20 protein-coding genes and 1 pseudogene are annotated in these 16,531 nt (G+C 72.6%); 14 read left to right on the forward strand and 7 right to left on the reverse strand.

Annotated elements, in window-relative coordinates:
• Positions 1-2 precede the first annotated feature (2 nt).
• The 8 genes from DRB89_RS29760 (at position 3) to DRB89_RS29795 (ending at position 8,426) form a co-directional block, all read left to right on the forward strand.
• Positions 3-869 carry a hypothetical protein gene (locus DRB89_RS29760; RefSeq protein WP_112451375.1) on the forward strand — a complete coding sequence of 289 codons (867 nt, stop codon included), beginning with the start codon at positions 3-5 and terminating at the stop codon, positions 867-869.
• A 23-nt stretch (positions 870-892) separates the two neighbouring features.
• Entirely contained in the window at positions 893-1,396 is a 504-nt protein-coding gene (locus tag DRB89_RS29765) for an urease subunit beta (protein WP_112451374.1), read from the forward strand.
• On the forward strand, positions 1,397-3,121 hold the full coding sequence (gene ureC / locus DRB89_RS29770) for an urease subunit alpha (RefSeq protein ID WP_112451373.1): 1,725 nt from the start codon (positions 1,397-1,399) through the stop codon (positions 3,119-3,121).
• Positions 3,118-3,834 carry an urease accessory UreF family protein gene (locus tag DRB89_RS29775; protein ID WP_112451372.1) on the forward strand — a complete coding sequence of 239 codons (717 nt, stop codon included), beginning with the start codon at positions 3,118-3,120 and terminating at the stop codon, positions 3,832-3,834. Before ureC ends, DRB89_RS29775 begins: the two co-directional genes overlap by 4 nt.
• Before the next feature lie 43 nt (positions 3,835-3,877).
• Positions 3,878-4,501: an urease accessory protein UreG gene (gene ureG, locus DRB89_RS29780; RefSeq protein WP_112451371.1), complete on the forward strand. Its 624-nt coding sequence runs from the start codon at positions 3,878-3,880 to the stop codon at positions 4,499-4,501.
• A 71-nt stretch (positions 4,502-4,572) separates the two neighbouring features.
• Positions 4,573-5,538, forward strand: a complete 966-nt coding sequence (locus DRB89_RS29785) for an urease accessory protein UreD (RefSeq protein WP_239516885.1) — start codon at positions 4,573-4,575, stop codon at positions 5,536-5,538.
• A gap of 75 nt (positions 5,539-5,613) precedes the next feature.
• Complete coding sequence (locus DRB89_RS29790; RefSeq protein ID WP_112451370.1) at positions 5,614-7,005, forward strand: ammonium transporter; 1,392 nt, start codon at positions 5,614-5,616, stop codon at positions 7,003-7,005.
• Between the two features lie 8 nt (positions 7,006-7,013).
• Entirely contained in the window at positions 7,014-8,426 is a 1,413-nt protein-coding gene (locus DRB89_RS29795; RefSeq protein ID WP_162688783.1) for an ammonium transporter, read from the forward strand.
• A gap of 112 nt (positions 8,427-8,538) precedes the next feature.
• Here DRB89_RS29795 and DRB89_RS29800 read toward each other — a convergent pair whose 3' ends face one another.
• Both DRB89_RS29800 and DRB89_RS29805 read right to left on the reverse strand, forming a co-directional pair.
• Positions 8,539-9,153, reverse strand: a complete 615-nt coding sequence (locus DRB89_RS29800; RefSeq protein ID WP_239516388.1) for an RraA family protein — start codon at positions 9,151-9,153, stop codon at positions 8,539-8,541.
• Between the two features lie 52 nt (positions 9,154-9,205).
• Positions 9,206-9,640, reverse strand: coding sequence for an adenylyltransferase/cytidyltransferase family protein (locus DRB89_RS29805; RefSeq protein ID WP_112451368.1), 435 nt, complete (start codon positions 9,638-9,640; stop codon positions 9,206-9,208).
• 183 nt (positions 9,641-9,823) lie between these two features.
• On the opposite strand from DRB89_RS29805, the gene DRB89_RS29810 reads away from it, so the two are divergent.
• Positions 9,824-10,234, forward strand: coding sequence for a hypothetical protein (locus DRB89_RS29810; protein WP_112451367.1), 411 nt, complete (start codon positions 9,824-9,826; stop codon positions 10,232-10,234).
• An 8-nt stretch (positions 10,235-10,242) separates the two neighbouring features.
• On the opposite strand, the gene cynS is transcribed toward DRB89_RS29810, so the two are convergent.
• Positions 10,243-10,713, reverse strand: coding sequence for a cyanase (cynS, locus tag DRB89_RS29815; RefSeq protein ID WP_112451366.1), 471 nt, complete (start codon positions 10,711-10,713; stop codon positions 10,243-10,245).
• A 6-nt stretch (positions 10,714-10,719) separates the two neighbouring features.
• On the opposite strand from cynS, the pseudogene DRB89_RS46080 reads away from it, so the two are divergent.
• Both DRB89_RS46080 and DRB89_RS29825 read left to right on the forward strand, forming a co-directional pair.
• Positions 10,720-11,148 (forward strand): annotated as a pseudogene (locus tag DRB89_RS46080) (HPP family protein); the annotation flags it as partial.
• Between the two features lie 150 nt (positions 11,149-11,298).
• Positions 11,299-11,484, forward strand: a complete 186-nt coding sequence (locus tag DRB89_RS29825) for a DUF6381 family protein (RefSeq protein WP_162689005.1) — start codon at positions 11,299-11,301, stop codon at positions 11,482-11,484.
• Between the two features lie 104 nt (positions 11,485-11,588).
• Here DRB89_RS29825 and DRB89_RS29830 read toward each other — a convergent pair whose 3' ends face one another.
• A complete protein-coding gene (locus DRB89_RS29830) occupies positions 11,589-11,945 on the reverse strand; it encodes a hypothetical protein (RefSeq protein ID WP_112447694.1) in 357 nt (118 codons plus the stop codon).
• A gap of 116 nt (positions 11,946-12,061) precedes the next feature.
• Between DRB89_RS29830 and DRB89_RS29835 the strand changes: the two genes are divergently transcribed.
• Positions 12,062-12,646 carry a YdeI/OmpD-associated family protein gene (locus DRB89_RS29835; protein ID WP_112447693.1) on the forward strand — a complete coding sequence of 195 codons (585 nt, stop codon included), beginning with the start codon at positions 12,062-12,064 and terminating at the stop codon, positions 12,644-12,646.
• 16 nt (positions 12,647-12,662) lie between these two features.
• Here DRB89_RS29835 and DRB89_RS29840 read toward each other — a convergent pair whose 3' ends face one another.
• The gene (locus DRB89_RS29840) at positions 12,663-13,217 is read right to left on the reverse strand and encodes a hypothetical protein (RefSeq protein WP_112447692.1); all 555 of its coding nucleotides are present in this window, start codon (positions 13,215-13,217) and stop codon (positions 12,663-12,665) included.
• A 142-nt stretch (positions 13,218-13,359) separates the two neighbouring features.
• On the opposite strand from DRB89_RS29840, the gene DRB89_RS29845 reads away from it, so the two are divergent.
• Positions 13,360-13,737, forward strand: a complete 378-nt coding sequence (locus tag DRB89_RS29845; RefSeq protein WP_112447691.1) for a VOC family protein — start codon at positions 13,360-13,362, stop codon at positions 13,735-13,737.
• Positions 13,738-13,775: 38 nt separating this feature from the next.
• Here the strand turns inward: DRB89_RS29845 and DRB89_RS29850 are convergent, their stop codons facing one another.
• Positions 13,776-14,969, reverse strand: a complete 1,194-nt coding sequence (locus tag DRB89_RS29850) for a cytochrome P450 (protein ID WP_112447690.1) — start codon at positions 14,967-14,969, stop codon at positions 13,776-13,778.
• A 113-nt stretch (positions 14,970-15,082) separates the two neighbouring features.
• Here DRB89_RS29850 and DRB89_RS29855 point away from each other — a divergent pair, with 113 nt between their 5' ends.
• Entirely contained in the window at positions 15,083-15,847 is a 765-nt protein-coding gene (locus DRB89_RS29855) for a dienelactone hydrolase family protein (protein ID WP_112447689.1), read from the forward strand.
• A gap of 71 nt (positions 15,848-15,918) precedes the next feature.
• Here DRB89_RS29855 and DRB89_RS29860 read toward each other — a convergent pair whose 3' ends face one another.
• Complete coding sequence (locus DRB89_RS29860) at positions 15,919-16,509, reverse strand: hypothetical protein (RefSeq protein WP_112447688.1); 591 nt, start codon at positions 16,507-16,509, stop codon at positions 15,919-15,921.
• Positions 16,510-16,531: the final 22 nt, after the last annotated feature.

The following is a 16,531-nucleotide window of genomic DNA, read 5'->3' on the forward strand; positions in this document are numbered from 1 at the left end:
TCATGGCCGCAGTCGCACCCGAACGGCCGGGCCGGGCCAGGGAATCGGAGCGCTCCGTCGTCCTGGCCGGGGGCCACGAGGGCGGCGCGGCGGCCGGCGCCGTGCAGACCGGCCGGCCGCTGGCCGAAGCCGTGGGCGAGGCGCTCGCGGCCTCGTCCGGTCCCGTCTGCGTGGTGCCGATGACGCTGGGGCGCGACCCCGGGCTGATCGCCGACTGCGCCCGCGCCCTGCGCTGGCTCGGCCGCGACCAGGAGCCCGGACGGCTCGTCCTGGCACCGCCCTTCGCCACCGCGGACCACCTGACCGCGTGGCTGCGCACCGCCGCCCTCAAGGCGGTGCGCGAGGCGCCCGAGGGCTCCGCCGTCCTGGTCACCGCGCCCGCGGCCGGACCGTTCGAGGACGCGGACCTCTTCCGGGTGGCCCGGCTCGTGCGGCAGTACGGGCACCACCGCTGGGTCGAGGTCGCCTTCGACGGCGGCGACCCGGACCTCGCGGACGGGGCCGATCGCTGCCGCCGCCTGGGGGCGTCCCGGGTCTGCCTGGTGCGGGCGGCGTTCGCCGGGCCGGACCGGGTTCCGGCCGGGGTCCTGGACACCGGCCCGCTGCTGTCGCGGGCCGCCGTCGACCAGGTCGTACGGACCCGGGTGCAGGAGGCCCTGCACCGGCTGTCCCACGGGCGGGACGGCATCACCGAGGGCCTGGACGCCGAGCACGGCCACGGGTACGCGCACGCGCACGGCCCGGGCGGCGACCACAGCCACGGCCAAGGCCAAGGGCACAGCCACGGCCAAGGGCACAGCCACGGCCAAGGGCACGGCGACGACCACGGGCACGACCACGGCCGCACGCACGGCCGCCCCCACCACTGATCCCGAGGAAGGGAAGTACCGCCATGTCCGGTGGCGCAAAATACCTCTACGGCGAAGGCACCGTAGAGATCAACTCCGGCCGCCGCAAGGCCAAGGTCACCGTCTCCAACACCGGTGACCGAGCGGTCCAGGTGGGCTCGCACTACCACTTCTTCGAGGTCAACCGCGCCCTCGACTTCGACCGCAACGCGGCCTACGGCATGCACCTCGACCTTCCCTCCGGCACCGGCGTGCGCTTCGAGCCGGGCGACACCCGCGAGGTCGAACTCACCGCGTACAGCGGCCACGGCCGCATCATCGGCTTCAGCTCGCTCACCGACGGCGGCCTCGGCTCCACCGACACCCGCATCCGCGCGCTGCGCCGGGCGGTCGAGCTCGGCTTCAAGGGCGCCCGCATCGAGGACGTCCACGCCGAGCCCGCACCCCGCGCGGCCGGCGCCGGAGACGGCGACGGATCCAAGACGGGCAGCGGCAGCGGCAGCGGCAGCGGCAAGAAGAGCAAGTCCCACAAGAAGGGCGACAAGTAGATGGCTGTCCTGAGCCGCAAGCAGTACACCGACCTGTTCGGACCCACCGTCGGGGACCGCTTCCACCTGGCGGACACCAACCTGGTCGTCGAGGTCGAGAAGGACCACAACGAGGGCCACTACGGCGACGAGGCCGTCTACGGCGGCGGCAAGGGCATCCGCGACGGCATGGGGCAGGATCCGCAGGCCACCAACCTGCAGGGTGCCCTGGACCTGGTCATCACCAACGTCGTGGTCATGGACGCGATCCTCGGCGTGGTCAAGGGCGACCTCGGTATCAAGGACGGCCTCATCGCGGGCCTCGGCAAGGCCGGCAACCCGCACACGCAGTCCGGGGTCCACCCCAAGCTGGTCATCGGGCCGGGCACCGAGGTGATCTCGGGCGAGCACCTGATCGCCACGGCCGGCGGCATCGACTCCCACATCCACTTCATCGCCCCGCAGCAGGCCGAACACGGCCTGTCCAACGGCATCACCACCATGATCGGCGGCGGCACCGGCCCCTCCGACGGCACCAACGGCACCACCTGCACGCCGGGCCCGTGGAACATCGGCCGGATGTACCAGGCGGTCGAGGACCTGCCGGTCAACGTGGGCCTGCTGGGCAAGGGCAACGGCTCGCTGCCGGAAGCACTGATCGAACAGGTCGAGGCGGGCGTCTGCGGCCTGAAGGTCCACGAGGACTGGGGCACCACCCCGGCCGCGCTGAGCAGGGCCCTGGACGTGGCCGACACCTACGACGTGCAGGTCGCCGTCCACACCGACACCCTCAACGAGTCCGGCTTCTTCGAGGACACCCGCTCCGCCATCGACGGGCGCACCATCCACACCTTCCACACCGAAGGCGCGGGCGGCGGCCACGCCCCCGACATCATGCGCGTCGCCGGCGAGCCCAACGTGCTGCCGTCCTCGACGAACCCGACGCTGCCGTACACCGTCAACTCCGTCGACGAACTCCTCGACATGGTGATGGTCTGCCACCACCTCTCCCACGACATCCCCGAAGACGTCTCCTTCGCCGACTCCCGCGTCCGCGCCGAGACGATCGCCGCCGAGACCGTCCTGCACGACGAAGGCGTCATCTCGATCTTCTCCTCCGACTCCCAGGCCATGGGCCGCATCGGAGAATCCTGGACCCGCGCCTTCCAGACCGCTCACCACTGCAAGGACCAGCGCGGCAAGCTCGACGGCGACACCGAGCGCAACGACAACTTCCGCGTCCTGCGCTACCTCGCCAAGATCACGATCAACCCGGCGATCGCCACCGGCACCGCCGAGCACATCGGCTCCCTGGAGACCGGCAAGCTCGCCGACATCGTGCTCTGGCCGATCGGCTCCTTCGCCGCCAAGCCGAAGATGGTCATCAAGGGCGGACTGATCAACTGGGCGCTCATGGGCGACCCCAACGCCTCGCTGCCGACCCCCCAACCGGTGTACTACCGGCCGATGTTCGGCGCGTACGGCAAGGCCAGGCAGGCCACCCGCGTCTCCTTCATGTCGCAGGCCGCGATCGACCTCGGCGTGCCGCAGAAGCTGGGCCTGGACAGCAAGGTCCTGCCGGTGAGGCACTGCCGTACGGTCGGCAAGCAGCACATGGTCCGCAACGACGCCCTGCCCGTGATCGCCGTCGACCCGGAAACGTACAAGGTCACCCTGGACGGGGTGCCCGCGACCATCGAGCCGGCCCGCGAACTGCCCCTGAACCACCTGTTCTACCTGGCATGAGCACCACCTCGACCCCGCCGGGCGCCTCGCCGGTCCAGGCCCTCCTGGTCAGCCTCCAGCTGACCGACTCGGCCTTCCCCAGCGGCTTCTACACCCTCTCCCACGGCCTGGAGGGCTACGCCCAGGCCAAGGCCGTGACCCCCGAGGGCGTACCGGAGCTGCTGGCCGACCTGCTGCGGCACTCGGTGGGACCCTCCGACGCCACCGCGCTGGCGCTGGCCCACCGGGCCGCGCTGGCCGGCGACTGGGACGCGCTCGCCGAGACCGACCAGCGGCTGCACGCGACCAAGCTGAACGAGGGGCTGCGCCGCGCCGCGACCCGTACCGGCCGCCAGCTGCTGGACATCGCCCGCGAGTGCGTCGGCGGCGAGCCGCTGGAGCGGTACGCCTCGCTCGTCGCCGCCAAGCGGGCCCCCGGCTCACAGGCGGTGGCCGCCGGGGTCGCGTACGCGGCCGCCGGCGTCCCGGCCGAACAGGCCCTGGTCAGCGACCTGTTCGCCTATTCGGCCAGTTTCACCGGGGCGGCGCTGCGGCTGCGGCTCACGGACCACCGCAAGGCGCAGGTCATCCTGCGGGGCATCGCGCCCGTCATCGAGGAGGTGGCGGGGGCGGCCCTGCGACGCGAACTCGCCGATCTGGGCGGGTGCGTTCCGATGGCGGACGTGATGTCGGGCCGTCACGAGCGCGCCGAGGCACGGCTGTTCGCCACCTGACCCCTTCCACCCCACCGGCTCTCCAGAAGGTGTGTGACTGTTGATGAACGAGGACAACGTCCTGCGGGTCGGCATCGGCGGCCCCGTCGGCTCCGGCAAGACGGCGCTGATCGAGGCCCTGGTGCCGGTGCTCATCGGGCGCGGCCACCGGCCGGCCGTGATCACGAACGACATCTACACGCAGGAGGACGCCCACCACGTGCGCCGCGCGCTGGCCGGGGTCCTCGACCCCGAGCGGGTCGTGGGCGTGGAGACCGGCGCGTGCCCGCACACCGCCGTGCGCGACGACCCCACGATGAACCTCGCCGCCGGCGCCGAGATGCTCGAACAGTTCCCGGACGTCGACACCCTGCTCTACGAATCGGGCGGCGACAACCTCACCCTGACCTTCAGCCCGGTCCTGGTCGACCTCTTCCTCTTCGTCCTGGACACCGCCGAAGGCGAGAAGATGCCCCGCAAGCGCGGCCCCGGCATCACCGAGTCCGACCTGCTCGTCATCAACAAGATCGACATCGCCCAGTACGTGCGCTGCGACCTCGTCGTCATGGAGTCCGACGCGCACCGCGTGCGCGACGGACGCCCCGTGGCCCTGACCAACTGCCTGACCGGGCAGGGCCTGGAGGAGGTCGCCACCTTCATCGAGTCCTTCCGCCGGGTGCCGGCGTGAGCCTCGTGGCGACCGCCCCCGTGCCCGCGGCCCCGGCACCCGCCGCCCCCGCGCCGACGCCGCGCGTCCGGCTGGACCCCGCGCACTACGAGCCGCCGCGCGTCCCGCCCGAGGTGCTCCGGCACGCTTCGGCGCCCGACACCCTGGGGGTGGGGCGGCCGGGCAAGGTCGGCCTGCTCGAACTGGGCTTCGAGCTGGTCGGCGGCCGCACCGAGCTGGTGCGGCACTACCAGAAGTCCCCGCTGCAGATCATGCGCCCGCTCTACTTCGACCCGCACCGCCCCGATCTGCCGATCACCTTCCTGATGTCCACGGGCGGCGGGATCATCCAGGCCGACCGGCTGCGCACCGAGCTCGACTTCGGCCCCGGCACCTCGGCGCACGTCACGACCCAGGCGGCCGCCAAGGTCTACCGGATGGAGCACGACTACGCCGCCGCGCAGGTCTTCCTGACCGCCGGGCCGCACGCGTACGTCGAGTACCTCCCCGACCCCGTCATCCCCTACGTCGATTCGCGCTTCTACCAGCGCACGGTCGTCACGGCCGACCCCACCGCCACCGTGCTGGTGAGCGAGACGGTGCTGTCCGGCCGGCTCGCGCGCGGCGAGCACAACGCCTACCGGGTCTTCGCCTCCGACTTCGAACTGCGGCGTCCGGACGGCGGGCTGGTCGCGCTGGACACCGTACGGCTGGAGCCCGGGAACGGTAGCGGGGGCAGGGATACGGACGGCGAGCGCGGCGGCCTCGGCAGCAGCGCGGTCGACGGACCCGCCGTGCTGGCCGGCCACTCCGTGACGGCCTGCTTCTTCGCGGTCAGCCCGCTCGCGCCCGCCCGCGAGCTGGCCGACCTGCTGCACCGGACCCTGGCCGACAGCGGGCTCCCGTACGGGGTCAGCGTGCTCCCGCAGGACTGCGGGGCCTGGGTGCGGGTGCTCGGCGACCACACCGAGCCCGTGACCCGGGCGCTCACGGCCGTCTGGGACGCGGTCCGGCGCAGGCTGATCGGCGTACCGGCGCCGGCCCTCCGCAAGACCTGAACGCACCTGCGTACCCACGCCCCTGCGCACCCACGCCCCTCCTGCCCGTCCACGACCAGAGAGATCCCCACCACCATGCCCAGTGGCTACGACACGGGTAATACCGCCTGGATGATGGCGAGCACCGCGATGGTGCTGCTCATGACCCCGGGCCTCGCCTTCTTCTACGGAGGCATGGTCAAGACCAAGCACGTGCTGGTGATGCTCAAGATGAGCTTCGCCTGCCTGTCGCTGGTGACGATCCTGTGGGTCGCGGTCGGCTACTCCCTCGCCTTCGGCAAGGACTCCGGGGCCGGCCTGATCGGCAACCTCGACCACGCGTTCTTCCGGGGCATCGGGATGGACTCCCTGCACGGTTCCATCCCGACCATGATCTTCGCCTGCTTCCAGATGTCCTTCGCGATCATCACGGTGGCGCTGATCAGCGGCTCGATCGCGGGCCGGGCCACCATGAAGGGCTGGCTGGTCTTCGTCGTCGCGTGGACCCTGCTGGTCTACGTGCCCACCGCGCACTGGGTGTTCGCCTCCGACGGCTGGATCCAGAAGTCCCTGGGCGCGCTCGACTACGCCGGCGGCCTGCCGGTCGAGCTCAGCTCCGGCGCCTCGGGGCTCGCGGTGGCGATCGTGCTGCGCAAGCGCAAGGACTTCGAGCGCGAGACGATCCGCCCGCACAACCTGCCGCTGGTCGTCATCGGCCTGGCGCTGCTGTGGTTCGGCTGGTTCGGCTTCAACGCGGGCTCCGCGCTCCAGGTCGAGGGCAGCGCGCCGACCACCTTCTTCAACACGCAGTTGGCGGCCGCGGGCGCGATGATCGGCTGGCCGATCATCGAGAAGTGGCGGCTGGGCCACGTGGAGATGCTGGGCGTCGCCTCGGCGGCGGTCGCGGGCATGGTGGCCATCACCCCGGCCTGCGGCGAGGTCTCCCCGATCGGCGCGCTGATCATCGGCTTCGTCGCGGGCGTCGTCTGCTGCTTCGCCGTCAACATGAAGTTCAAGATCGGCGTGGACGACACCCTCGACGTGGTCGGCGTGCACGGCTGGGGCGGCATCGTCGGCGTGCTCTCCATCGGCTTCTTCGCCACGGCCGCGATGAGCGGCAAGAAGGGCCTCTTCTACGGGGGCGGCCTCGACCTGCTGTGGCGCCAGGCCGTCGCCGTCCTGGCGGTGGGCACCTTCTCCTTCGTCATGACCTGCCTCATCGCCAAGGTGATCGACATGACCGTCGGCTTCCGCACCTCCGAGGAGTACGAGAACGTACCCGGCCGCGAGGAGGAGGTCGCGTACGACAACGAGACCCTCGATCAGATCCGCGACCGGATGGGCGGCTCCGGCGACGCGGCCCGTGAGTCCGCGCCGGTGGGCGCGGGCGTGGGAGCGGGCGCGGCCAAGGACGCCGCGGAGCGCCGGGACGCCGCCCTGCTCGCCGAGATCGTATCCGTGCTGGACCGACGAGAGCGTGACAAGTGAACGCCCACATGATCACCGCTACGGCCGCGGCGGCGGCCGTAGCCGACTCCGGCAACGCCGCCTGGCTGATGATGGCCTCGGCGCTGGTGCTGCTGATGGCCCCCGGCGTGGCCTTCTTCTACGGCGGCATGGTCCGCACCGGCCAGATCGTCGCCATGCTCAAGATGATCTTCTTCTGCATCGTGATCGTCACCGTGCTCTGGTTCGCGATCGGCTACTCCCTGGCGTTCGGCCCCGACGCCGGCGGGCTCGGCGTCATCGGCACCCTCGACCGGGCCTTCCTGCGCGGGATCGGCTCCGGGTCCCTGACCGGATCCGTGCCCACGGTCACCTTCGTGGTCTTCCACCTGTCCTTCGCGATCGTCACCGTCGCCCTGATCGCCGGCTCCATCGCGGGCCGCGCCAAGATGGGCGGCTGGATCGCCTTCGTCATCGCGTGGACCCTGCTGGTCTACATCCCCATGGCGCACTGGGTCTTCGATCCGGCCGGCTGGGTCGCCGCGCAGCTCGGCGCCGTCGACTTCTCCGGCGGCACGGTCGTGGAGATCGGCTCGGGAGCCGCCGGGCTCGCCCTCGCCACCGTCGCGGGCAAGCGCGCGGACTTCGAGCGCCAGGACATCCGGCCGCACAACCTGCCACTGGTGGTCATCGGGCTGTCCCTGATGTGGTTCGGCTGGTTCGGCTTCAACACCGGGTCCTCGCTCGGCACCCCGGGCGGCGCCGCGATGGCCTTCCTCAACAGCCAGCTCGCGGCGGGCGCCGCGATGGCCGGCTGGGCGGTCACCAGCTGGTGGCGCACCCGGCGGGTCGGCCTGCTCGACATGTGCATGGGCGCCGTCACCGGCCTGGTCGCCATGACCCCGCTCGCGGGCGGCGTGAGCCCGGTGTGGGCCAGCATCATCGGCTTCCTCGCCGGTCTGACCTGCGCGTTCGCGATCAGCTGGAAGTACCGGTTGGGTGTGGACGACACCCTGGACGTCGTGGGCATCCACGGCTGGGGCGGCATCGTCGGCATGGTCATGGCCGGCCTGTGCGCGACCGGGACCCTGACCGGGCACAAGGGCCTCTTCTACGGGGGCTCCTGGGACCTGCTGGGCAAGCAGCTCACCGCCACGGTGGTGCTGGGCCTGTACTCGTTCGTGATGACCGCGCTGATCGGCAAGGTCATCGAGGCCACCATCGGGCTGCGCGAGCCCGGCGGGATGGTGGAGGAGGAACAGGCGTACTCCGAGGTCCTCTACGACAACCTCAAGGAGCTTACCGCCGACCACGGGCGCGCCCCGGGCACGGACGAGGAGGCGGAAAGCGCCTCCGCGCTCGTGGCCCGGCTGCGCGAGGTGCTGCTGACCGCCCCGACCGGCCCGGAGGGCGGCGGCGGGCAGATCGGCGGCGGTCGGGAGGACGACGGCGGCCGGGGGTGAGCACGGTCGGCGTGGCCGGTCTGCCGGAGCCGGGCGGCGAGGGCCCGACTCCCCGCCGAAGGAGCGCGGCGGGCCCGCCCGTCCGGGACTCCGCCTGCGTCGACGGACCGGGTCAGCCCGTGAAGCCCAGGGCGGCCAGCGCCTTCTCGATCCGGGAGCGGTGCCGCTCCTCCCAGGCGTCCAGGGATTCCGCGGACTCCTCGGCCAGCTTGGCCCGTGCGGCGAGCAGGATCTCCTCACGGCGGGCGGCGGGGGTGACCACGATGCCCTCCTCGTCCGCCACCACGATGTCGCCGGGGTGCACGGTCACGCCGCCGACCCGGACCGGTTCGCCGAGCGAGCCGATCTTCTTCTTCGTCCCCGGGATCGGGACGACGCCCCGGGCGAAGACGGGGAAGCCCGCCTCGCGCACCTCGCCGAGGTCGCGGATGACCCCGTCGACCACGAAGGCGGCGATGCCCCGGCGCTGGGCTACGGCGCACACGTTGCCGCCGGCCAGGGCGTGGTCCACGTCGCCCGACTCCACGACGACGACCGAGCCGGGCTGCGCGCGGTAGATCGCGGCGTGCAGCATCAGGTTGTCGCCGGGCTCGCAGCGCACGGTGTACGCGGGTCCCGCCACGCGCGGAGAGTCCCACAGCGGGCGGATGCCGATGTCCATGACCTGCTCGCGGCCCAGCAGGTCGGCGAGGGTGGTGGGCGGGACGTCCTCGAACGCGCTGTTCACATCGGATCCTTCTCTTCGAACCGTGCCGGCCCTGCGGTCCGTGCTCTGCGGGTCAGCGGCGGTCGCCGGTGTCGACGAGCACCTGCAGCAGCTTCCGCAGCGTCGTGCTGGAGACGTGCATGGTGTAGGGGAGGTACACGACCTCGACCCCCACCTCCGCGAAGTCGCGCTCCCATTGGGCGCCGCGGAGGGTCCCCTTCCAGTCCTCGCCCTTGAACAGGCGGTGGAAGCCGACCTGCCGCCAGGCCTCCATCTTCTCGAGCGTGGTGTCGACGACGGCCTCGTCGACGAACTTGACCGAGCTCACGATCTCGAGGCGCTCGTGGAGCGGCACCACCGGGGCGTGCCCCTTGTGGCCCGCGGCCTCGTCGGTCAGCACGCCGGCCACGAGGTGGTCGCACTGGCCGCGGGCATGCCGCAGGAGGTTCACGTGCCCGATGTGGAAGAGGTCGAACACGCCGGACGCATAGCCGACAACGCGAGACACGAGACTCCCCCAGACCGCAATGACCTCCCCGAGCACACGGGGCACCGCGATCGTAAGGCACTGCGACAGGGCGACGCACAGCTGGCCCTGCGGTGAACCGGCGGGGGCGTCCGCTATCCGGAATCCGGACTCCGGTGCGCGTGGACCCCCGGTCCGCCTCCGCTCTCTGACACCCTGGGGCACATGGACGCTCCCACCCCCGGCGCCTGGCTGCGCGCCGGCATCAGCCGTGACGGCGGCCCGCTCCTGGAGACCGGGCACGTCGTGTGGATCCAGTCCGGCGCCTTCTACGCGGACAGCCGCGGCTTCGCCGGGACCACCGCCTACGACGGCGAGCAGGTCACCTTCCACCACGACGTCGGCGAACCCGGCCACGACGTCGGGACCCTGCGCGCCGAGGGCACCCGCATGGTCGAGAGCGGCACCAACCCCGACGGCAGCACCTTCCTGGAGGTGTGGACGCCGCTGCCCGGCGCCGCCGGACCCGACGGATCCTGGACCGCCGCCGGCACCCAGACCGTCCGGGCGGGCCGGCACGTCGTCCACGTCGACGCCGACGGCCTGGGGACGCACTTCGTCCTCGCCGAGGACTGACCTCTCGCTCAGAACGGCTTGGTCGGGAGGTACTTGCCGTCCAGGGTGATGACCGCGCGCTCGCCGCCGTCGGGGTCGGCGACCTTCCGCACGTCCAGCTTGAAGTTGATCGCGCTGATGATGCCGTCGCCGAACTCCTCGTGGACCAGGGCCTTCAGCGTGGTCCCGTACACCTGGAGCATCTCGTGGAACCGGTAGATCGTCGGGTCCGTCGGGACGGAGCCGGGGAGGGAACCGCGGGTCGGGATGGTCTGCAGCAGCAGCGCGGCGTCGGCGTCCAGGCCGAGGATCCCGGCCGCGGCCTCGGCGGCGCCGGTGGGCAGGGGGTGCTGGCCCAGCAGGGCCGCGGTGACGAAGGCGACCGAGAGGCCGGTCGGCTCGGCGATCTGGCGCCAGGTGAGGTCCTTGCGGGTCTTGGCCTCGACGGCGGCGATGGCCAGGGCCTGGCGGGCGGCGGGGTCGAACTGGGCGTGCACCATGAGGGGGTGGTTGCCTTTGAGCGTTCGCGTGGAGGGCGGGAGGCGGGCGTTATACACGTCGCCCCTGCCCCTGCCCTGCTCCACGAGCCGATCCTCATACCGCCCCTGGCCGCCGGCGCCGCCCTGGTGCACAGCGCCCCCACGCTGCCGCTGGCGCAGCCCCGCGGGGTCGTCATCGGCCACATGCTGGGAGCCGCCGTGGGCTACGGGGTGCCGGCCGTCGCCGGGAGCAGCGCATGGGCCCGCCGCCGTGGCCGCCGGGTCACGCTGGCGCTGGTCATGCTCGCGCGGACCCCGCATTCGCCCGCCTGCGCCACGGCCGTCGTCGTCGTACTGCGGACCCCGGTGGCGGAGCGGTTCGTCCCCCTGCTGTTCGGTTCGACCGTCCTGATCGTCCTCACCGGGTGGGCCGCCTCCCGCGTGCGGCGCAAGGCGCCGAGGTATCCCGCGTACTGGCGGCGAGTGCGGCGGCGAAGTCCGGCTGCGAGGCCGCTCACCGTGGGTGACGGCTCGAGATGCGCGCACGGCGTCCGGCTGGTTCGCTGGATTGCGCTCGCCCTCCCCCCACGGCGCCCAGGAGTGATCATGAGTGCAGGCGAATCCCACGGCCGGTCCCGGCAGCTGCGCGACAAGGCCCAGGAACTGAACGAGGCCGCCGCGCGGTCGGCCGACCCGGAGGAGAGCCGGCGGCTGCGGGACAAGGCCCGCCGCCTGCAGGAGCAGAGCGAGCAGGAGCGCGTCATCGACGACCCGGGCATGGACCTGCGGTAGGCCGCCCGGCCCGGCCTGCGCCGGGCCCCCGCCGGACCCGCCGCCGACTGCCTGCGGACGGCTTCCCGGGCGCGCCCACGAACACGGCGTAGACCGAAGGGGCGTTACGAGGCTGCGGCGGCGGCCGCGGCGGGAGCCTCGTCCAGCTCCCAGGCGTGGCGCTTGAACTCGCGCGCGAAGTCGGCGTGGTCCTCCCACTGGCGGGCGATGCCGCGCAGCACGTCCCAGTGGTGCTCGACCGCCTGGTCGATGACCCGGCGGACCGCCGGCTCCGCGGTCGCCCGCTGCCCGATGAGCCCCTTGGCGACGGAGGCCTCCAGCGCCGCGTTGCGCAGCGCGCGCAGGGCGCGGGAGGTGTCGTCCATGGCGAAGCCGCTGTCGCTGCCCGTCTCCTCGGCGAAGAGCGGGGTGAGCCGCGCCTCGATGAAGGCGGTGATCCGCTCGAAGTGGCGTACGTCCATCGGTGGCTCCATCTCGGGTCGTTCCGGTCCTGCGGCGCGAACCGGGCCCGCACCGTCGATCATTATCCCGTACCCGCGGGGCCCTCCCGGTCCCCGAGGCCGCTTAGTCTGGCCGCATGGACGAGCTGGACGAGCTGGACGGCGTACAGGTGATCCCCTTCGCGGATGCCGCGGCCTTCGAGGACTGGCTGGCCGGGCACCACACCCTGCACGAGGGCGTGTGGGTCAGGCTGGCGAAGAAGGCGTCGGGGATCGCGTCGGTCTCCTCGGACGAACTGGTCGACATCGGGCTCTGCTACGGCTGGATCTCCGGGCAGCGCCGGTCCCTGGACGAGCGGTACTACCTGCAGAAGTACGTGCCGCGCAGGCCCCGGAGCCTGTGGTCGCAGGTCAATGTGGACAAGGTCGCGGAGCTGACGGCCATGGGCCGCATGCGGGAGCCGGGCCTCGCCGAGGTGCGCAAGGCGCAGGAGGACGGCCGCTGGGCGGTCGCCTACGCCTCGCAGCGGACGGCGGAGGTGCCGCCCGACGTCACCGAGGCGCTGGCGGCGGAGCCGGCGGCCCGCGAGGCCTTCGAGGCCCTCGACCGGACCGGGCGCTACCTCGTCGTCCTCCCCCTGCTCCAGGCCCTCACCCCGGAGGTCCGCCGGACCCGCCTGGCCAGGGCCGTACGCCTCCTCGCGCGGGGCGCCGCCGACTGAGGCGGACACCGCGCGCTCACGGCACCGGCCGAACCTCCCGGCCGCGGCCGGAGCCGTCCACTCGGACGAGCAGCGTGCCGAGGCCCCCGCAGGCGAAGGCGACGTCGATGGCCTCCGGCGAAAGCACGTCGAGCCCGCCGAGGAACAGCCGCTCCCGCAGGAGGGGTTCCCCCGCCGCTTCGCAGGAGCGGCGCCAGTCCGCGGGCGCGTGCGCGAGGGCGAAGTCCTTGAGGGCCTCTAGGACATCGAGGACCCGGCGGACGTGCGCCGCCGCGCCGTCGAGGTCGCCCGGCTCGGCCCCGGACGCGCCGGGGGCGATCGTCACCTCGCAGTGCCCGTCCCCGTCGGCGGCGGCCGACCGGACCGCGGGATCGATGTCGATCCCGCCGACCAGCCGGCCCTCCGCGTCCGCCCGCAGCACCCCGAGCCGTGGATGGCGGACCGGCCCGGCGTACCGGATACAGCAGGGCGCGAGCCGCTCCGAGGCGACCGCCCCGCAGACGGGGCACAGCAGGTGGAGATGGCAGGCCGGGTCTCCGCCCGCGGGGACGCGGTCCGAGGTGGTGTCCATGGGATCGAGGCTGGGCCGTCTCGGAAAAGATCTTTCTCCTGCCTGCCCCGTCCGATACGGTCGCGGAGTTGTTTTCGCTGCCGGGAGCTCGTGAGCCGCGCGCGCGGCCCCGGCGGTCCGCCGACTGAGAGCAGGTTTCTTCATGGCATGTCGCATCGGTGAGCTCGTGTTCGGTTGCCGCGACCCCGAACTGCTGGCGCAGTTCTGGTGCGAGGTCCTGGGCTTCGTCGTGGTCGGCCGCGAGGAGGGCTGCGTGGAGATCGGGACGGAGGAAGGTTTCGGCGGTCCGCAGCCCACGATCTTCTTCAGCGTCCGGGACGAGCCGGAGCCGGGCAAGTCCCGGCTGCACATCGACGTCAACCCCACCGACCGCGACCAGGACGCCGAGCTCGAACGCCTCCTGAAGCTCGGCGCCCGGCGGGCCGACATCGGCCAGTCCGGGGACGAGCAGTGGCATGTCCTGGCCGACCCCGAGGGCAATGAGTTCTGCCTGCTCAAGGCCCGCATCAAGGCGCTCTGATACTCGTACGGGCGGACGGGGCGGACGGGCGGGCCCGGCTACCAGCGCAGCGGGAGGCGGCTCACGCCGCGCATCAGGCTTCCCCGCAGCCAGGGCGGCGGGCCCGCCGTCGGGGCTTCGGACAGGGCGGGGAAGCGTTCGAGCAGGGAGCGGATCGCCGTGCGGCCCTCCATGCGGGCCAGCGGGGCTCCGATGCAGAAGTGCAGGCCGTGACCGAAGGCCAGGTGGCCCTGCGGGGTGCGCCTGATGTCGAAGGTGTCGGGCTCCGCGAAGCGCGCGGGGTCGCGGTCGGCGCCGGCCAGGGAGACCAGGACGGTCGCCCCGGCGGGGATGGTGGTGTCGCCCAGGTCCAGGGCCTCGCGGGCGTAGCGGTAGGTGGAGTGCTGCACGGGGCCGTCGTAGCGGAGCATCTCCTCGACCGCCCCGTCGAGCAGCCCGTCGAAGTCGCCGCGCAGCGCCGCCAGTTGCTCCGGGTGGGCGAGCAGGGCCCGTACGCCGTTGGCTATCAGGTTGACGGTGGTCTCGTGGCCCGCCACCAGCAGCAGGAAGGCCATTCCGACCACTTCGTCGGAGGAGAGCGAGTCGCCGTCCTCGTCGCGGGTCCGGATCAGCGCGCTCAGCAGGTCCTCGCCGGGGTCCTTGGCCTTGGCCTCGATGAGCTCCGTGAGGTAGCCGCCGAGCTGTCGGTGCGCGGTGTTGTCCGGGGTGCCGGGGGCGGGTGAGACGACCGCGTTGGACCAGTGGCGGAAGCGTTCGCGGTCCAGGTCCGGGACGCCGAGCAGTTCGCAGATCACGGTCATCGGCAGGGGGAACGCGAACGCGTCGATCAGGTCGGCGGTGCGCTCGGGCCGGGCGGCCATCCCGTCGAGCAGCCCGTCGGTGATCTGCTGGACGCGGGTGCGCATGCCCTCCATGCGTCGGGCGGTGAACTCCCGTGCGACCAGTCGGCGCAGCCGCGTGTGGTGCGGCGGGTCGGATTCCAGCATGTTGGCGTTCACGGCGGTGACGAGGGCGTCCGGGAAGTGCCCCGAACTGCGCCAGTCCTTCGACAGGGCGGGGTGGTTGAGCGCCTGGCGCGCCTCGTCGTGGCCGACGACGAGCCAGCTCGGCTCGTACTCGTCGGCCGTGACGATGACCTGGTGGACGGGTCCGGCTTCGCGCAGTCTCGCGTAGTAGGGATACGGGTCGGCGTTGAAGTCCTCGGCGCTGGCACTGATGTCCACTACTGGCATCGGACCACAGTAGAACGGCGGTCGGGACCGGGTGAGGGCGGTTTCAGGACACTCTGGGACGACCCGGCGATCACGGTAGTCTGCGGCTCCGCCATACGAGAAGGGGGACGGCCATGACCACCGCGCGCGAGGTAGTCCGGACATCCGTGGAGATCGCCACTCAGGACGGCACCGCCGATGCCTACTTGGCCCGGCCCGAAGGCGACGGCACGTATCCGGGGATACTGCTGTACATGAACGCCCTGGGGGTGCGTCCGCACATCAAGTCGATGGCGGACCGGATCGCCGCGGCCGGCTACGTCGTACTGCTGCCCAACCTCTTCTACCGCCACGGGCGGACGCCGGTCTTCGAACTCCCCGAGTTCGTCGACTTCCGCCGGCAGCCGGAGCTCTTCGAGCGGGTCGGCCCGGCGCTCGACTCGCTGACGCCCGAGCTCGCCATGCGCGACGCCGGGGCGTACCTGGACTGGCTCGCGGACTTCCCGGGCGCGGCCGCCGGGCCGGTGGGGATCACGGGGTACTGCCTGGGGGCTCGGCTGGCCCTGCTCACGGCGGGCACGTATCCGCGGCGGGTGGCGGCGGCGGCCGGCTTCCACGGCGGCCTCCTGGCCACCGGCGCGGCGGACAGCCCGCACCTGCTCGCGTCCGCGGTGACGGCCGAGCTGTACTTCGGCCACGCGGACCAGGACCCCTCGCTGCCGGCCGAGCAGATCGACCTGCTGGAGAAGGCCCTCACCGAGGCCGGGGTCCGCCACCGCGCCGAGGTGTACGAGGGTGCTCCGCACGGCTTCACCCTGGCCGACACGTCCACCTACGACGCGGCCGGCGACGAGCGGCACTGGGCGGAGCTGTTCGCCCTGCTGGACCGTACGTTCTGACGCGGGAGGGGGCGGGGAGGCGTCTCGGACGCCTCCCCGCCCCGCCGCCCCGCGCTACGGGGCTTCGGCCGTCACCGGCACTGGCCGGACCGGGGTCCGGTCACGGTGGTGCCGCTGACGCGCGGCGCCGGGTCGTCGGCCTCGCAGCGCAGCGGGCCGCTGACCCGGTTCGCCGAGAAGCCGATGCCTCCGGTGTTGGCTTCCAGGGAGACCGGACCGGTGAGGGTGTCGCCCGCGCAGTCCGGCGACCCCGGGCCCTCGGCGGGATCCGAGCCGATCAGCACGGAGCCGGTGGTGCCGCGGACGGTGAGCGGGCCGGTCAGCGTCGATCCGCAGAGGGAAAGGGCGAGGGCCCCGTCCGAGGACACCGGGCCGGTGAGGCGCCCGCCGGACACGGACAGGGCGCCGCCCGGCCGGACGGTGACCGGGCCGGTCCGGCTGCCGCCGGCCGCGATGCAGAGCGACTGTCCGGCGGCCACGGTCAGCGGCCCCCGGGCCGCCGTCGTGATGCAGGGCGCGCTGAACCCGACGGTGACACCGGTCGGTTGGCCCGTGGCACTGGCCTCGCGTCCGGCGTCCGGGGTGTACGAGGCGCTGATCCGATGGGCCCCGGGGCGCAGGGCGCTCGTGGTGAGACGGGCCCGTCCTGCGTCGAGCGGCACGGTCGCGAGCGGGGGGGTTCCC

The organism is Streptomyces sp. ICC4 (assembly GCF_003287915.1).
Classification (GTDB): domain Bacteria; phylum Actinomycetota; class Actinomycetes; order Streptomycetales; family Streptomycetaceae; genus Streptomyces; species Streptomyces tritrimontium.

Excerpts from the sequence above, each read along its gene's own strand:
- DRB89_RS29760 (WP_112451375.1), top strand. The coding sequence starts at position 3 with ATGGCCGCAGTCGCACCCGAACGGCCGGGCCGGGCCAGGGAATCGGAG.
- DRB89_RS29765 (WP_112451374.1), top strand. The coding sequence starts at position 893 with ATGTCCGGTGGCGCAAAATACCTCTACGGCGAAGGCACCGTAGAGATC.
- ureC (WP_112451373.1), top strand. The coding sequence starts at position 1,397 with ATGGCTGTCCTGAGCCGCAAGCAGTACACCGACCTGTTCGGACCCACC.
- DRB89_RS29775 (WP_112451372.1), top strand. The coding sequence starts at position 3,118 with ATGAGCACCACCTCGACCCCGCCGGGCGCCTCGCCGGTCCAGGCCCTC.
- ureG (WP_112451371.1), top strand. The coding sequence starts at position 3,878 with ATGAACGAGGACAACGTCCTGCGGGTCGGCATCGGCGGCCCCGTCGGC.
- DRB89_RS29790 (WP_112451370.1), top strand. The coding sequence starts at position 5,614 with ATGCCCAGTGGCTACGACACGGGTAATACCGCCTGGATGATGGCGAGC.
- DRB89_RS29795 (WP_162688783.1), top strand. The coding sequence starts at position 7,014 with ATGATCACCGCTACGGCCGCGGCGGCGGCCGTAGCCGACTCCGGCAAC.
- DRB89_RS29810 (WP_112451367.1), top strand. The coding sequence starts at position 9,824 with ATGGACGCTCCCACCCCCGGCGCCTGGCTGCGCGCCGGCATCAGCCGT.
- cynS (WP_112451366.1), bottom strand. The coding sequence starts at position 10,713 with ATGGTGCACGCCCAGTTCGACCCCGCCGCCCGCCAGGCCCTGGCCATC.
- DRB89_RS29825 (WP_162689005.1), top strand. The coding sequence starts at position 11,299 with ATGAGTGCAGGCGAATCCCACGGCCGGTCCCGGCAGCTGCGCGACAAG.
- DRB89_RS29830 (WP_112447694.1), bottom strand. The coding sequence starts at position 11,945 with ATGGACGTACGCCACTTCGAGCGGATCACCGCCTTCATCGAGGCGCGG.
- DRB89_RS29835 (WP_112447693.1), top strand. The coding sequence starts at position 12,062 with ATGGACGAGCTGGACGAGCTGGACGGCGTACAGGTGATCCCCTTCGCG.
- DRB89_RS29840 (WP_112447692.1), bottom strand. The coding sequence starts at position 13,217 with ATGGACACCACCTCGGACCGCGTCCCCGCGGGCGGAGACCCGGCCTGC.
- DRB89_RS29845 (WP_112447691.1), top strand. The coding sequence starts at position 13,360 with ATGGCATGTCGCATCGGTGAGCTCGTGTTCGGTTGCCGCGACCCCGAA.
- DRB89_RS29850 (WP_112447690.1), bottom strand. The coding sequence starts at position 14,969 with ATGCCAGTAGTGGACATCAGTGCCAGCGCCGAGGACTTCAACGCCGAC.
- DRB89_RS29855 (WP_112447689.1), top strand. The coding sequence starts at position 15,083 with ATGACCACCGCGCGCGAGGTAGTCCGGACATCCGTGGAGATCGCCACT.